Source organism: Candidatus Anstonellales archaeon (assembly GCA_038869735.1).
Classification (GTDB): Archaea; Micrarchaeota; Micrarchaeia; order Anstonellales; family CG1-02-47-40; genus JAWCQO01.
Genome location: JAWCQO010000003.1, coordinates 1 through 16,380 on the forward strand (window position 1 = coordinate 1; position 16,380 = coordinate 16,380).

11 protein-coding genes are annotated in these 16,380 nt (G+C 40.8%); 3 read left to right on the forward strand and 8 right to left on the reverse strand.

The features are described 5' to 3' along the window. Nucleotides 1–224 precede the first annotated feature (224 nt). A complete protein-coding gene (locus QXF67_01560; GenBank protein ID MEM3060205.1) occupies nt 225–1,556 on the reverse strand; it encodes a hypothetical protein in 1,332 nt (443 codons plus the stop codon). A 225-nt stretch (nt 1,557–1,781) separates the two neighbouring features. Between QXF67_01560 and QXF67_01565 the strand changes: the two genes are divergently transcribed. Together QXF67_01565 and QXF67_01570 are read left to right on the forward strand one after the other, a co-directional pair. After that, a complete protein-coding gene (locus tag QXF67_01565) occupies nt 1,782–5,855 on the forward strand; it encodes a hypothetical protein (GenBank protein MEM3060206.1) in 4,074 nt (1,357 codons plus the stop codon). A gap of 107 nt (nt 5,856–5,962) precedes the next feature. Further along, nucleotides 5,963–7,594: a hypothetical protein gene (locus QXF67_01570; GenBank protein MEM3060207.1), complete on the forward strand. Its 1,632-nt coding sequence runs from the start codon at nt 5,963–5,965 to the stop codon at nt 7,592–7,594. Nucleotides 7,595–8,107: 513 nt separating this feature from the next. Here QXF67_01570 and QXF67_01575 read toward each other — a convergent pair. The 3 genes from QXF67_01575 to QXF67_01585 all read right to left on the reverse strand — a co-directional run bounded on the left by QXF67_01575 (nt 8,108) and on the right by QXF67_01585 (nt 10,577). Further along, nucleotides 8,108–8,404 carry a hypothetical protein gene (locus QXF67_01575; GenBank protein MEM3060208.1) on the reverse strand — a complete coding sequence of 99 codons (297 nt, stop codon included), beginning with the start codon at nt 8,402–8,404 and terminating at the stop codon, nt 8,108–8,110. Nucleotides 8,405–8,521: 117 nt separating this feature from the next. Then, nucleotides 8,522–10,282 (reverse strand): glutamine--fructose-6-phosphate transaminase (isomerizing), encoded by a 1,761-nt coding sequence (gene glmS, locus QXF67_01580; protein MEM3060209.1) that lies wholly within the window; start codon nt 10,280–10,282, stop codon nt 8,522–8,524. 94 nt (nt 10,283–10,376) lie between these two features. Continuing rightward, nucleotides 10,377–10,577, reverse strand: a complete 201-nt coding sequence (locus QXF67_01585) for a TRAM domain-containing protein (protein MEM3060210.1) — start codon at nt 10,575–10,577, stop codon at nt 10,377–10,379. 82 nt (nt 10,578–10,659) lie between these two features. Between QXF67_01585 and nrdR the strand changes: the two genes are divergently transcribed. Beyond that, on the forward strand, nt 10,660–11,121 hold the full coding sequence (gene nrdR, locus QXF67_01590) for a transcriptional regulator NrdR (protein ID MEM3060211.1): 462 nt from the start codon (nt 10,660–10,662) through the stop codon (nt 11,119–11,121). Nucleotides 11,122–11,675: 554 nt separating this feature from the next. On the opposite strand, the gene QXF67_01595 is transcribed toward nrdR, so the two are convergent. The 4 genes from QXF67_01595 to QXF67_01610 all read right to left on the reverse strand — a co-directional run bounded on the left by QXF67_01595 (nt 11,676) and on the right by QXF67_01610 (nt 16,379). Continuing rightward, a complete protein-coding gene (locus QXF67_01595) occupies nt 11,676–12,248 on the reverse strand; it encodes a KEOPS complex kinase/ATPase Bud32 (GenBank protein ID MEM3060212.1) in 573 nt (190 codons plus the stop codon). 10 nt (nt 12,249–12,258) lie between these two features. Beyond that, entirely contained in the window at nt 12,259–12,843 is a 585-nt protein-coding gene (locus tag QXF67_01600; GenBank protein ID MEM3060213.1) for a site-2 protease family protein, read from the reverse strand. Between the two features lie 43 nt (nt 12,844–12,886). Further along, complete coding sequence (locus QXF67_01605; protein ID MEM3060214.1) at nt 12,887–15,091, reverse strand: CDC48 family AAA ATPase; 2,205 nt, start codon at nt 15,089–15,091, stop codon at nt 12,887–12,889. Nucleotides 15,092–15,290: 199 nt separating this feature from the next. After that, nucleotides 15,291–16,379, reverse strand: a complete 1,089-nt coding sequence (locus QXF67_01610) for an AAA family ATPase (GenBank protein MEM3060215.1) — start codon at nt 16,377–16,379, stop codon at nt 15,291–15,293. Between the last annotated feature and the right edge of the window lies 1 nt (nt 16,380).

Here is a 16,380-nt window from a genome sequence, read left to right on the forward strand (position 1 = left end):
AAAAAAAGAGAAGAAAGAATAAAAAAGCAAAAATAAAAAAGCACCGGTCTAGAGGCCTCTCTTTATTCCCCCCATCACTTCTTTTTCGCCGTTCCACTTCGTGTTCTTTCCGCCATTTTTCCATCATACCGCTACAATTGCCCCTAAAAATCACTTCTTTTTCGTCTCTTCACTCTCTTTAACAACAAACCAACCGAATAATCACACAACCAGATAGAACTCCATCACTTCTTTTTCGCCTTTTTATTTTTCATGTCTATAACTTCTCTTATAATTTCCTTCATTAAATCTAGTGTTCTGAGGCCTTCCACCGTCTCCCTCAAGTGGAAGGGGTCCAACCTACCGGCCTTTACAAGCTCATCAACCATTACAAGCGCCATCAGGTTGAGTTCCTCTGGTGTTTTGCCTATCAACATACTTTTGTTTTCCAGGCCCCAAACCCAAAACTTAAGCCGCAACAAATAAGCCTCTTTCATGCTTTCACCAGTTGCAAAAAATATGTTTTTGATATTAGGGTCAAACTCAATAAGACAATCGATGAGTTCTACATCCTTGTTGTTCTTTGTTATCTTACTCTTCTTTACAAGCTGATGATAAGCCCACACGACCTCATAATCATACCACCTATACAAAGCCTCCATCTTATGAAAATCAGTAGGCATACTCTCTATTTCATTTAGCCTTTTTTGCATTATATTGACATCAAGGAGCTCTTCAGGGGACTTAATGCTTAGTTGATAAGTGATGGGCGAATAATACTCGTGTATCTTTGCTTCAAGCTCTTTTTCAAACCACTCTGGTATTGCCTTCTTGCCTTTGTCCTTCTTGCCTTTGTCCCTCTCGCCTTTGCTTTCGATTCTGTGCCTGTTTTCACAAGCCCAGAGACAGACCTTCAACATTGCAGCCCTTTCCCTTCTCCAACTTGGCCAGTCAATCTTAAGGAACATAATCCTCTCAATTTCTTCAGCTGAGTAGAACTCCTTCGTCCGAGCCACATCTGAACAGAATCCTATCCTTTCATCCAGCTTTTGAAGTACAAGGTCAATGACAGGGTCCCTGCGTCTTATTGCAGATTGATATAGAGTGTAACCCCACCCCAAATCATAAAGGTCAAAACAATACAGCGCATAGTGTTCCTTTTTTCTAAAAAAATCACTCATCTCTTCAAAATACCAACTTATGGGCCAGTCCTTTTTCATTACATCTTTTATATAGCTTCCTGCCTTTTCAATTGAATCTGCTTCTGCTTCAAGACGGGCTATTTCTCTTTTAAGGCTATCCGGGCTGGTTAAGAATTTTAGAAGATAATCCTCTATCTTCTTTATTCCCTCCTTTTTGCTTTCATCCAAAAGATTTGAGATTACCTTAGCATCTGCATACTTCTTTGAACAGCCAACACTTCCAAAGATAATTAAAGAAGCAGCAATTCCAGCTACCGCAGTTTTTCCTGCGCTTCTGAGCACTTTTTCAAACTTTCTTTTAAAATAGCTTTTGTTTGATTGAAGGTTGGGATTGAACTGGCTTTTTCCATGTTGGAGATTTTGGAATGCCACCATAGCTCTATATTATAAGGATAACGTATTTTAAATCTTTCTATAACAGGTGATGAGAGCATAATGGAGATTTGGATGGAGTTATGCTTTTTGGGCCTTCAAATATCTTGCTCTTAGATTAAAGATAAAGGCAGAATCGAAATTGGCTTGGAGTGCCAGAAGATTAGAAGATTTATTATGTCCACTGACAGTAGGTTTTTTATTTCTAAATTTAAAAGCCATTATTGTATGAAGATAAAAAACCTTCTCTTTATCTCTCTTTTTCTTGTTTCTCTAATCTTTTCATTAAATCGTTCTGATCCATGTTTTGTGCCTGACGTTCCGACAAAGATAATTCCGATTCTTGATACGGACAACGGCAGGTTAAGCCTGCAAGTGGTAACTGAAAAACGGGATCAGCAGGGAAGGGTTTCTTATGAGTGGTTTTCTCCAAATGACAGCGTGAGGGCAACAATCTTTATCTACCACAACAAAATAAATTCCGCTGACGGAATTACGCAGGACGATTTGATTTGGAGAGTTGAAACTGATTATTATGGATTTGTTTCTCTTCCTCTTGGAGAAAGAATAAATTTTGACAGCTCAAAGGCGTCAACCTACACTTTCGTTTATTGCTATGGCTTTACAGAGCCAAAAAGGCTTGCAAAATGCCTCTATCTTCCAGACCGAAATAAAAACCCTATAGAGGAGATAAATTATGCGGATATAGCAATTATATACGGTTTTGACTCTTCAGGGAATCAGATGACTCAAGGTTCGCCTCCTTCCTGTGACTTGCCAGATTCTTGCGCTGGAAATCTTGATTCTCTTGCCTCTACATATGCAAAATGGAGTTATGAACCTCCGAGAAAGGAATTTAATCTTGGGGTTTGCATGATGGTTTCAATCCTACTCTCGCTTCTTTTAGGAGCTATGTTTATGAGAGGGGAAGACCCCCTTAGGTTCTGGGACATTACTACTACACGATTTTCAAGGGGAAGAGCCTATCAGATGAGATTGAGGTCAAAACTGGACCAGACTCAGGCGATTGTCGGAGCTGCTCTTCAGGTCAGCGGAGCAACCGAAATCGTGAAGGGCCACGCTGTTAAAGGATTGAAAAAGATGGTTGGCTCGTTTGGAGATATTTCTAAAATATCTGAGAAGGCTAGTAGGGTTTCTCAACGCGCACCGGGACAACAAACAAGTGGAGGCTCTGATGGAGGGGGTTCTCAACCCGAAGGGGAGGGACAAACAATAAATGGAGGCTCTAAGATAGGGGGTTCTAAACTCGAACAGCGACAATCAAGACCATTCACTGAATGGATGAGCAAGCCTTATTCAGGCTCAGGACAGTTGATTACTTTCTCTCTTCTTAGAGCCGGAGTTAATTTATTAAGAGGAGATAAGAAGAAGGCAAAAGATATCATTAAGGATGCATTTACCAGTAAAACGCCGACAGCAAAAGAGACACTAACTCTTGTTTTTGATAGATTATGGGGCAGAATTCAACCTGAGCTAAGTGCTTGGATTGCTATGAATACGACTGGAAAAGATAGCGGCATCGGATTTATGCTGAGCAATCTTGCTGCGGAGGTGGGCACAGGAGTCATCGATCGTGAAACTATAACGCTTGCAGCCAATATTGCTTTTCTAAGTGAAGAGAATATAAAAATAATGGAGATAAAGTCCGAAAACGCAAAAAACGAGTTAGAAAAGAAGGGCTTGGTAGGTGCATTTAATAAAGCTAAGGAGATGCTGACGGATCCTGCTAGGTCTTTTGATGTTGATGATGTAATCAATGAACTCGAAAAGGATGGTTTGAGTAAGGAGGATGCGATACTGGTGACGGCAATTGCTTTGGTAGATATCGTTCTAACAGCAATAGGAAATCAGGACGAAGGAATCAGGTATAAGAAAGAGAACCTTGAGAAGGTAGGAATAGCGCTTAAAAAAATTGATGACGAAGCTAAAAAGATTAGAGAAGAGATAAATAAGAGTCTAGATAATGTTAACTTCGATAGCATTTTGAAAAGTACGGAAGACCTCTTAAAGGCGACACGCGAAGTAGTCGGGGACAGGTATTTGGAGGTACTTAAATTAGTTAAGGTGCGCGACCAACAAAGCCTTGAAGTGACTGAAAAGAAAATCAAAAGTGAAGAAGAACAACAAAATGTAAGAGAGGAAAAGAAAGAAGAAGACACTATTCCTTACCTCATAAGGGCAATATCGATACTTAGAGAAAGGAGTGAGTTTATAAGGCAACACCATAAGGAAATAAAAAAGTGGATGGGCATAAATCTTGCAGATGAAGATACGCTAAGAGCTGTTGAGGGCATTGATGAGTATTTGCCGGAAGGAAGACAAGTCTTGCTTGGTAGTCTTCTGCTTGCTGATTATGCTAATCTTAAGGTGAATGAGGGCGATTGGAAAGCTCTTGAAGCGTCTTTTGCCTTGAATAGCGCATTAAAGCATCTTGTTGATGCTAAGAAATACAGGAAACGCAAGGAGTCAGAGGCATTTCAAAAAGAATTGCGTGGTTTACTAACTTCTCTTTTTATTTATTACCATAAGGGGGATAGCCTCGGAAAAGCAACGATAAGAACAGAGGTTCCTGGAGAGAAAATCACGCGGAGGATATATGATTTTCAATCATTATTTTCTACCCTTGATAGGATGCCTCTGATTCCATCAACCAGAAGTGGTTTAGAATCTCTTAAAATGACGCTTGAAAAATATACAACTGGAGCAATTTCTTCAGATGAGCTAAAAAAATCGATGGAAGAAAATAGGGTATTTGGCTCAACCACAAAAGCGCTAAGAAAATTAGGGTATTTGGACCGCCTTGACCTTGCAAATGACGTATATGACCAGTATTACTTTTCGCAATGTTCGCTAATAATAGCACGCTTTGGAGAGCCAATAGGAGAGAGAGTTGTGGAACTTATAACTGAGGAGCGGGACGGAAAGCTACAGATAAATCTATCAAAACTGGAAGCCCCACGCCTTAAACTAGGAAAGATGATGAAAGTTGAGGACTGGGAGGGGAAGCTAAAGGAGCAGGATTATGTCAGTACAAAAGAAATAATGGCTGACTTAAGTAAGTTGTCAAAGCCAAAAGAGATTAGTGAAGAAAAACCAAGTAAAGTAGAAAAGACGGAAAAGCGCGTATCGACTTTAAACCTGATTTCTGTCTATTTATCCTTGTTAAATGCATATAAAAGCCGGCTTGAAACAGAAAAACAAGTGAAAGCGCTGGAGAAAAGAATAATGCGATTGGAAAGGTTAGCGGGAACTGTTAGGCTTGAAAATCAGCCTAGTCTGCAGGAAAAGATATCTTCAGCAAAGAACACTTATAATATTATTAAGAGTGGTTTTGAAAAGGCAGGCGACTATGCTAAAATATTAGAGGTAAAGAAAGGAGAACTTCTTGGTTTCCTACATAGAGAGTTTAGTAGTGAAGAGGAGTACAATAAGAGCCTTGAGGATGTGGTTAAAACAACGCGCAACTCAGAACTTTATTGTTCTATCTATCAACAAATAATCGATATAATTGAGATTGCCAATGTAAGCTATAGAGATGGAAGATGCACAATAGATGGAAAAAACGCTATAAAATTGGTTGAGAATGGGATAATGCCTGCAAATATTGGGATTCTTAACACAAGCGAGGAAATAATTAAAGCCGAATCACTGTTGGGTCATCCCCCAAGACTAACTCTTCTTAGCTTTATTGATGAAGCAATCCTACGGTCCTTTTCTACTAGCCCTCCAACTACAGGAGATATATTTAGGAACATACTTGCATCGATAGAAGGAACAATGCCTGTAGCATGGGCAAAAGTACTACTAACTCGAAGGATGACAAAAGAGGAGGAGATGGAGTTGGGAAGCAGTTATTCGCTCTTTTTTAATGGACTCTTAAATCTAAAGGAGGGAATAGAAGATGGCAAATGGGATTATGAGTTGATGGATAATTACAAAAAAATGAGAAGTAAGATACTTTTTGCCAAGGAGCTTTACAGGGAGGGCATTGAACTTTCAAAAAGGTCTGGAATTAGCCAAGAGGCAATAAGAGATGCGTTTGGAAGTTTTGACAAAATGGCTATGTCTAACATAAATGTGGCAGATGAGGGAGTTAAGGAGGAGTTGAGGAAACTGATTTTGTCTTACAACATATATTACCCAAACCCCCCTGAAACTTTAGAAGGAGCAGAAGAGGAACTAAAGGAAAAGACTATTGAATATTTAAAAACAGGTAAGTCCGAAGAATATGCTAATTACATTAAAAGCTACGAGAACTACGAGAGTCTGTTGCCAAAATGAAGCTACGGCCTAAAAATGGGAGTGCGGAAATAAGCAAATGCCTTTAAGCTCTAATTGATAATTGTTATAGAAAGATTTAAAATACGTTATCCTTATAATATAGAGCTATGGTGGCATTCCAAAATCTCCAACATGGAAAAAGCCAGTTCAATCCCAACCTTCAATCAAACAAAAGCTATTTTAAAAGAAAGTTTAAAAGTCTCCTCTTAACAGCAATTGCTCCTGCGTGTTTGCTGTTGTCTACGCCTTCTTTTTCTCAAAATTCAGGAAAAAGCCAACAAGCCACAAATCAAACATCGGTAGAGAAATCATCAAATAAAGACATAACCAAGGCACACTCATTTGGTGAATCCATGGCCGAGCCTCTTTTGAAGATGTATCTTGAAAAGGCCATGGAATTAAGAAAGAAAATAAGAAAGGAAAAATCGATGAGTAAAGAAGATTATGCTGAATTTTTACAGTCGTTCAAAATGGCAGTTACTGGTTTTGAATTCATTACAGCGATGGGTGATTCTCTTCAAGCAAAGCTCAAAGAACACTTAACTACACCTCCTTCTAATACTGGCATACTCTCCCCCTATGGTTTTAAACTCCCCTATGCATATTCGGTTATCTGGCCAGGCATGCTGACGGGGATCTACCTTAGTCCAGAGGAGTCATGGTACATATTGGCATATACTCGCAACCAACCAAGTTATATAAAAAGAGGGATTCTCTTTTATGATCAATTTACTAACATCCCTCAATTTGTTAAGGCACCAGCAGAATTAGAGCCTTTTTTAAAATTGACAGGCTTGACGCAAATGGACCTGCTTTGGATAATAACAAATGAATCAGCAATAAAACCAGCGTATGAGGATTACATTAAGATGAAGGAGAAGGAAGAAGAAGACAAAAAAGACACGTTGAAGGTACTTTTAATGTCGAAAATTAAAGATTATCTATCCTATCATCCATACAAATTATTTGATGATATTCCGTTGAAGAAGCTAATTGCAAAGTCCAAAGCCTTTATTTGGTTTCTTGAAAATGCGCCTGCAGTTGAGAGCAATAGAAGCACATTCCCTCAGTTTGAAAAAGAGCTTGAAGCAAAGATACGCGAGTATTATTCGCCAATCACTTATCAACCAAGCATTAAGTCAGCCGATGAAGTCCTTGATGTCAATATAATGCGAAAAAGGCTAAATGAAATTGAGAATGATGTACACCTACACCCAGACAATGTAACCGAAGCCCTCTACAGATTCTTTGAATCTGATGCAAAATACGCACTTTACCTTACCAGCACTTCCAACTCTGAAGAGTATAAAAATAAGCATGCTCTCTTGTCCTCGCTATTTAGCATTTTGCCTACCTCGTTTTATCCATTCTACAAGCCATATGCTCCAACGCTGTATGAAATAATAAATAAGATTATATACGACAACCTAAGCTATAACTCAATATTATCTTCAATTGAGTACGAGTCATGGCAGAACATCCCATACAGTATGTCACCATATCACTTCCACTACCGGCCTTTAAAATTGATTGACCTGAAGTTTTGGGTTTGGGGCCTGGAGAACGCAAATCTTCTTAGGGGACTGGATGAGTATCAGCTCAAAAAATTAGCTGCTACAAGATTTGCAGAGATGATACGAAATGGCGAAATTCTCGATTACAAACTTCTAGCTCGCGACAAAAGAAGAATAGAGGAATGTTGGGAGATTCTGATGGATAAGACTATCAAGAAAAAATAGTACTTGGCAAAGCATCTTGAAGGCTTCAGGGAAGCTAGAATATGGGACTATAAAATAAAAATACGCCGGTCCTTTTGCAATATTACTTACAGCGCTCATTAACACGTTAGCAAGAAGCTAGAATTTGAGACTATAAAATAAAAATACACTGGAGCCGTCGAATTCTCTTTTGTTGCTTAATTTGAATAAACTGGTAAATGGCGCCTATCAGAAGGAAAACAAAAAAAGAGAAGAAAGAATAAAAAAGCAAAAATAAAAAAGCACCGGTCTAGAGGCCTCTCTTTATTCCCCCCATCACTTCTTTTTCGCCGTTCCACTTCGTGTTCTTTCCGCCATTTTTCCATCATGCCGCTACAATTGCCCCTAAAAATCACTTCTTTTTCGCCGTTCCACTTCGTGTTCTTTCCGCCATTTTTCCATCATACCGCTACAATTGTTCTCCATTCTGGCACTCCAACCCAATTTCGATTTTGCCTTTATCTTTAAGCTAAGTTTCTTTTGTAAAACAAGGCCCTAGTATCCAAACATCTCATCTAATGCTCGGTTTATGCTGTCACTTGATATTTTATATCCGGAATCCTGCCCGGACTCGTATACATCTTTTTTCTCCTCTTCACTACTTTTTTCAAAGTCGCTTCCTACCTCCTTCCTTTCGCCGCCTTGCATCGAAACTACGCTGATATGCAATACATTCCCACACGACCGACACGTTCCGGAAGCAGTCAACTCGTCTATGTTCATATCAGATGAGAAGTCTAGGCTTATGTAAGCTCCACACGAACACCTGAAGCTCTTTTTTATAGTTGGCATACTGCAGAATACTTTGTTGATATATAAAAACCTACTCCTTACTCTTGGCTTCTCGGTTATAGCCCCAAGTGACACGCTACAGCGGGAATACTTTGTTGATATATAAAAATCTACCCCTTACTCTACGGTTACAGACTTTGCTAGGTTTCTCGGCTTGTCCGGGTCTCTTCCAAGAAGTACCGCCATGTAGTAGGACAGCATCTGGAGAGGAACAGCATAAATTATTGGTGAAAACAACGGCTTTTCTAGCGTCGGCATTCTAAAAAAAACATCGCAGGAGGAAAGAATCCTGGAGGAATCAGAAAACCCCACAACGGTTGCGTTTCTTGCCCTACACTCTTGTATATTTGATAGAATTTTTTGTGTTGTGTCATCCTCCGGAGCAATGGCTATTACACAAACTCCTTTATCAAGGAGAGACATCGGACCGTGTTTTAGCTCTCCTGCCGGATAACCTTCAGCATGAAGATAGGTTATCTCTTTAAGCTTAAGCGCACCTTCCAAAGCTATTGGATAAGATAGTCCCCTTCCTATAAAAAAGAAATCCCTCATCTTCGACAGCATCTTTGCAAGTTTCTTTATCTCTCCTTCCTTTGTAAGGATTGCGCCCAAAACAGCAGAGAGGTCTTTTAGCTGTTCAGCACAATCCTCATTCTTAATAAGCAACCATGCCAACCTATACAAAACAACCAGTTGCGAAGTAAAACTCTTTGTTGCAACAACCGATACCTCAGGTCCAGCACCAATATAAACACAGGCATCAGCTTCTCGTGAAAGAGAACTTCCAACGACATTTGTGATTCCTATTATTTTCGCACCTTTTCTTTTTGCTTCCCTGACAGCAAGGAGCATATCCGCCGTCTCTCCCGATTGGCTTATTGCAATGACAACGTCTTTTTTTCCAAAGAAATCAGCAACGTATTCTGAGCCTATAATCGCTTCACATCCTATACCATGCCGTGCTAATAGCCCCTTAAAAATAAGCGCAGCGTGATAAGAAGTTCCGCAAGCAACCAAGAACAATTGGCGGATTTCATTTTTAGTCAGAATCTCGCCTGCAGCCCTTATATCTGCTGCAATAGCTGCTCGTATGGTGTTTTGCTGTTCTACTATCTCCTTTAGCATGAAATGAGGATATCCATCTTTTTGCGCCATCTGTGGCGTCCACTCAATGTGCACAGGCTTCCTCTTTATCCTCGTTCCGTCAAATCCATAAATTGCGTACGTGCTGTCAGTGATTTCAGCCCATTCATCCTCGGCCAAAAATACAAAATCACGTGTTCTTGAAAGAAATGCCGGCACATCTGATGCAAAAAACATTTCGTTTTTTCCAACTCCAACTACAAGGGGTGAGCTTCTGCGTGCTCCATAAAGCTTCCTTTCTCCCTGATGCATAACAACAAAAGAAAACGAACCCTCAATCCTTCTTATAGCAGAGAGAAATGCATCTTTAAATCCTTTTCCTTCTCTAAGCCCACGCGCTATAAGATGCGCAACAAGCTCCGTATCAGTCTCAGATTTTATCTTGCATCCACTCTTCAAGAGTTCATCCTTTAACTCCAGAAAATTTTCAATAATCCCATTATGAACAAGACAAACCTCCCCTCTTTCATCGGTGTGAGGGTGCGCATTCATGGCGTTTACCCCGCCGTGGGTCGCCCATCTTGTGTGTCCTATCCCTATTGTCCCTTCAAGGCGCGAAAAGTCGTGCTTTTTCTCTATTTCTTCCAGCTTTCCAACGTCCTTTATTATATTTATCTTTGAGCCCATAACAGCTATCCCTGCTGAATCGTATCCTCTATATTCAACATTTTTTAGAGCTTCAAGAATTACCAAAGAAGCTTTACTACTACCAACATAGCCAACAATTCCGCACATATAACCTCTCTCCCAAAAAACCCTCTAATATGCATCTTAGCTTTTCTCAGTCCTTCGATTTCATTAATCCTACATCCACAGCTATCATGCCTCTTCATCTTTTCTCGCTAATCTTCTCTGCAATTGCAAATGTTCTTCTCAGAGCTTTTATTCTTACTCTTACTTTTTCTCCCTTTTTCCCCCCTTCAACAAACACGACAAAGCCTTCAACATGCGCAATTCCATCTCCCTTTGAACCCTGTGCATCTATTGTTACCTCATATTCCTTCCCGAGTTCAACAGGCACAAGAGCCATCAAAACCACGCTAATTTCTAATCAGCAGGCAAAAAAATTTGCCCCTTACCCTTTTTATTCTTTCCAACTCTTAAACCTTCCAGTGATACCTTTGCGCTGTCCATTCTGCTCTTATGAGGAAACTTCTGTTATAGATTCGCGGGATACGGACAATATGCAGACTACAAGAAGAAGGCGTGAATGCCTACGCTGTAAAAGAAGGTTTACTACCTACGAAAAGCCCGAGGCACCGGAGTTGTATATAATAAAAAAAGACGGAAGGCGTGAGCAGTTTGACCCAAACAAGCTTAGAATAGGGATCCTAAAAGCATGCGAGAAGCGCCCAATCCCGATGGAAAAAATATCGCAATTCGTAGTCGACATCGAACGAACACTCAGGCGAAAAGGAAAAAATGAAATAAAAAGCTCTGAAGTTGGAGAGCTTGTTTCAAAGAAACTCTTGCGACTTGACCCAGTAGCTTATATAAGATTCACCTCCGTCTATCGTGATTTTTCAGACGTCACCGAATTCAAGCGTGCAATAAAGGAAATTTCAAAAAAATAAAAAACAAATTTTGCCAGTAGTTTTAAATACTCCTTCAAACCAAATCATCCATCTCTCTTGACCTCAAGGTGTATTTTTTTGGGTTCACGTCCGCGAAAATGGAAGAAGAAAGGAAGAATGCGCTGGAAATGGCTAAAAAAAAGAAGAAAGCGCCTTAAAAGGAGATTAAAGAGGCGTGTTGGGGAACTATAAGCGCAATATTAAGAATAAGCGCAATAATAAGACAAGCCTTAAGTTTCTTTATTTTCTCTATCTCAACCAACCAAGCTTAATCTGAGGTTAACCCCAGAAGCCTTTTAGGCCGTAAGTCTGGCGCCTTAGTTTCTCTATCTCAACCAGCCAAGCTTAAGCCTGACACAATCCTTATGAAAGTTTCAAGAAAACTGGCCAGAAAACAAGAGCCAGAGGCCAAGAGCTAGAGGCCAGCGGCGCAAAGGCGTTTGTTCAAGGGACTCTTAGTTTGCAATCTATAAGCCTATAAACCTAATTTGGCTTGTAAAACATCATTTTATGTTGCATCCACGCCCTGGCAGGTAAATATTACAGGCGCTTTTTCACCTTTCCTGGTACCTTGCCCTTTTTTCTACTTCTCTCATTCTCTCAACTACTTGCATGCTTCCAACCTGCTCGTATTTTTCAACGAACTCCTCCCCTTCTTTCTTGTCAAGAGCCTGTTTCATAGTAAAAACATCCACTGCTTTATCCTCTACCCTGTTGGAAAAATAGCCAAGCCCAAAATCAATGACCCAGATTTGGTTATCTTCTCCAACAATAAGATTTGCAGGAGTGAAGTCTCCATGAATTATGTCTAGCGAATGCAACTTTGCAAGGATAATTGCAATTCGTTCTAACTGCTCTCTGCTCAACTTTTTTTCACTTGCAAGCTTTCCTGGGATGAATGAGAAAATGATTTCGAACTCCCCCTCACCAAAAACTTGAGGACAAAGCACTCCGGCTTCAAAAGCCCTTCTGAGTATCTTTGCTTCCCTCTTTGTCCGAGTCCTTCTCAACTTAACATCAAGAGTGGGATTCCTATACTCTTTTTTTTCACGCACTTTTCGTAAAGCCTTCACTCCTTCAAATGTAGTTTCAACTAAAATGGCTTCTGCCCCTCTGAGATGCGCCATACATCTTCACCTAAAATGCCATAAGTGCTGATATTCCTATGACAAGAAGCCATACTTTCCAATCCCAAGCCAGTACTTTGCTTCCATCCAATGGAAATATCGGAATCATATTAAAGAAAGCAAGAAATGAATTTACATATGCACCAAGAATCGCAATTCGCTGTAGCGTGTTGCTTGGGGCTATAACCGAGAAGCCGACAAAGATTAATGCAAGAATGATATTTGTAACTGGTCCGGCAACTGAAATTATCCCATTCTGTCTTCGTGTTATATGGGGGGAATATATCCAAACCGCACCAGGAGCAAGAAAAAGAAAACCTATCGGAAGAATTGCCATCACAAGCATAAGGACAAGTCCGGTTGGCCATGCCCTAAACTCAGCCCACGCCCCATATCTCATGGCTACAAACTTATGCGCAAGCTCATGCAAAACAAATCCAGTTCCAACAGTTATTGTAAAGACACCCATAAAAAAGATAAATGTTGGCGGCTTTATTCCAAGCCCTCCACCTTCATGAAATGTCAACGCTAATGATATTGCAAGAACAGACACCGCAATATTGACTATCTCCTCAACACTGATTATAGATCTCATCTTTGAGTTTACCTCCGAGGCTCTATCTATATTATCATCTATGTTATCTATACATGCTGTCCTGTCTTGAGAACTTCTTCATGCTGTCGATATGCGCTTTTGTTATTGTAGGCCTAATCAATTTTATTGCGTCTAAGAAATTCTTCATCGAGACGCTTGCAGCTTCCTGATTTGCGCGAAGAGCTTCCATTCCTGCTTCTCTACAGATGTTCTCTATATCAGCTCCTGTGTATCCATCGGTCTTTTTTGCAAGCTCTTCCAAGTTAACATCCTTTGCAAGTGGCATCTTCCTTGTGTGTACTCTGAATATTTCAAGTCGCGTCTTCTCATCCGGGGCAGGAATTTCAATTATTCTATCAAACCGACCTGCTCGCAAAAGGGCAGGGTCCAATATATCCGGTCTGTTTGTAGCAGCCAGCACAACGACGTTTTTTAGGTTTGTAAGGCCGTCCATCTCAGTTAGAAGCGTGTTGACTATCCCCTCAAGCACCCTTTTCCCTCCTCCTTCATCTCCGCCTCTCCACGGAGCAATTGCGTCTATCTCATCTATAAATATGATGGAAGGAGCTGCTGTGCGCGCTTTTCTAAAAAGCTCCCTTACCATTCTTTCACTTTCCCCAACCCATTTGCTTAGCACTTCGGGACCTTTTATTGATATGAAGTTTGCCTCCGTTTCTGTGGCTACAGCCTTTGCAATCATCGTTTTTCCTGTGCCCGGTAGCCCAACAAGAAGAATTCCCTTTATTGGTCTTATTCCAAGGCGCGTGAAAACCTCAGGGTTTTTCAGTGGAAGCTCTATTGCCTCTTTTATCTCTTTCTTTACATTTTCAAGTCCGCCAACATCTGACCAACGCACGTTTGGTTTTTCTATAAACACTTCCCGCAAAGCTGAAGGCTGGATCTCGCGAAGTGCATTGAAAAAGTCCTCTCGCGTTACCCTCAAGTTCTCAAGTACTTCAGGGGGTATCGTCTCCTCTTCAAGGTTTATTTTTGGCAAAATTCTTCTCAAGGTTTTCATTGCAGCTTCCTTTGTAAGAGAAGATAAATCAGCACCCGTATAACCGTGAGTTATGGCTGCAAGCTCATCCAAATTGACTGCATTTTGAGAATGACTCTCTGCTTTCTTTCCCTCACCTTCTCGATTGTCCTTCCCTTCAAGCGGCATATTTCTTGTGTGAATCTGCAAAATCTCCTTTCTCCCCTTCCTATCCGGGACGCCTATCTCTATTTCCCTGTCAAATCTTCCCGGTCGCCTCAGTGCGGGGTCAATCGAGTTAATCCTGTTAGTGGCACCAATTACTATAACCTGTCCTCGGCCTTTCAGTCCGTCCATTAAACTCAAAAGCTGAGAAACCATCCTTCTCTCAACTTCTCCAGTAACTTCTTCTCGCTTAGGCGCAATCGCATCTATTTCATCCATAAATATTATCGAAGGAGCGTTGTCCTCAGCATCTTTGAATATCTGCCTAAGCCTCTCCTCACTTTCTCCTACGAATTTTGAAACTAGCTCCGGCCCTCCAATATGAATAAAATTGGCTTCAGACTCGTTAGCCACAGCCTTTGCAAGAAGCGTCTTTCCCGTTCCAGGAGGCCCGTGGATAAGCACCCCTTTTGGAGCTTCTATGCCAAGCTTCTCAAAAAGTTCCGGATGCCTTAACGGAAGTTCAACCATTTCCCGGATTTTTTGTATCTCATCCTTTAAGCCACCAATGTCTTCATAAGAGACGCTTACTCCGCCTCCAACAACCTTTACAGGTTCGCTTTTGAGAAGGAGCTCTGTCCGATCAGAAACCATGCATATGCCGCTTGGCTGCACTATGGCTGCAACTAATGGAAAAGATGTTCCAAAAACCCCAACAAATATCATATCCCCCCTATTCAAAGCTCTCCCAACAAGCCTCTTTTTTACAAATTGGTCAAAACCAGGCGAATATTTGATTGGCTGAGTTGGAGCGAGGACTACTTTTTTTGCCTCCTTTATATCAGCTTTTTTAACAGTTATTTTATCTCCTAAAGCAACCCCGCTGTTTTGGCGAAGATATCCATCCATGCGTATTATCTCTGCACCCTCATCTTGCGGATGCGCCTGCCAAACTATTGCAGCCGTGCTTCTCTTTCCCTTAAGCTCAACAATATCCCCGGTTGAAACCGAAAGCTCCTCTCGAGCTTTCGAATCGATCCTTACAATGCCTCTACCCACGTCGTTTTGAAGTGCCTCTGCAACCCTCAGCTCAATGGATTTTGACATAGCCTTTCAACCATTCTTATTTCTTACTCTAACTTTTTATAATTGCTTTTTATACTTGCGCACCTTATTTATCCTTTTCTACCAAAAAAGCTCATCACAATTTCATTTAATATACCTCTTCTCATCTTTAGGACGGACTCTGCCTTCTTTTCAACAATCCCCTAAACTTCCAACCAACTCACGCCTTTTAGGTTTTAATCTACGTTGAAGAAGCCCTCATCTTAATAATCCTTTTTTTCTCTGAACCAGACCTTACCATCAGGCTTTCTAAAAATCCAAGTTTTTCTAATTTTGCAAGTCTTTTTCTGACAACTCTTTTTTCATTTTCGTCAACAGCATCCAGGCGTTTATAAAGCTCCTTTGTTTCAATCTGTCCACCTGCATTCTCAACGGCCTCAAAAACCCTTTGCAATTCTTTGTTAAGGCTGAAAATCTTTCTTTTTGATATCCCCATCAAAATCTTTTCTTTTGCCTTTGTTACATGCCGAGGCTCTACCTTTCTATTCCCCTCCATTTCAGCCTCCTTTCCTGCTCCAAGCAACACAGAAAGAGCAATCCGCGCATCCCCTCCATTCTTTGCACCTATTCCAGCGCACATTGGGATTACTTCGTCTGAAAGTACTCCTGGAAAAAACGCTCTTTTGGCGCGATAGCCTAATATTTCCTTCAGCTGTTGAGGAGAATATGGTGAAAACTCAATGCTTCTTGACGAAAGAGAGCTTCTTATTCTCTCGTCGAGGTTAGCGAATATGGACCTGCTGTTTGCAATAAGCACAAGCGAGAAATTGACTCCATGGTCCTCGCCGAAACGTGCAAGCTCATAGAGAATACCTCCTTCTCCAGCTACAATAAGCCTATCTACTTCATCCAGCACCAAAGCAACCCCTACCCGTTCTCTCCTTGCACATTGCAGGATTCTATCTTTGATTTCATCAGGTGCAATCCCACGCCGAGGAAGAATCTCTCCCATCTTGTTTGCGATTTCTCCCAAGACAGCGTAGCTTGAGGAAAACTCCCAGCAGTTTATGTATACTGGGACTACTCGTTTAGTATACTCTCTAAGATGAGCCAATACGTGCTTTGCACAGGTGGTCTTTCCGGTTCCAGGAGGACCGGTCACAATTGCGTTTTCACCTTTTTTTCCTTCGGCAATTCCGCGAAGACAAAACCCAATCTCTCTTATTTCTTTTTCTCGGTGGAATATGTCTGTAGGAACATAGTCAGGTGCAAGTACTCCTTCATCTATAAAAATTCCTCCTTCCTTCTTTATCCTTTCAAAAAGATTCATG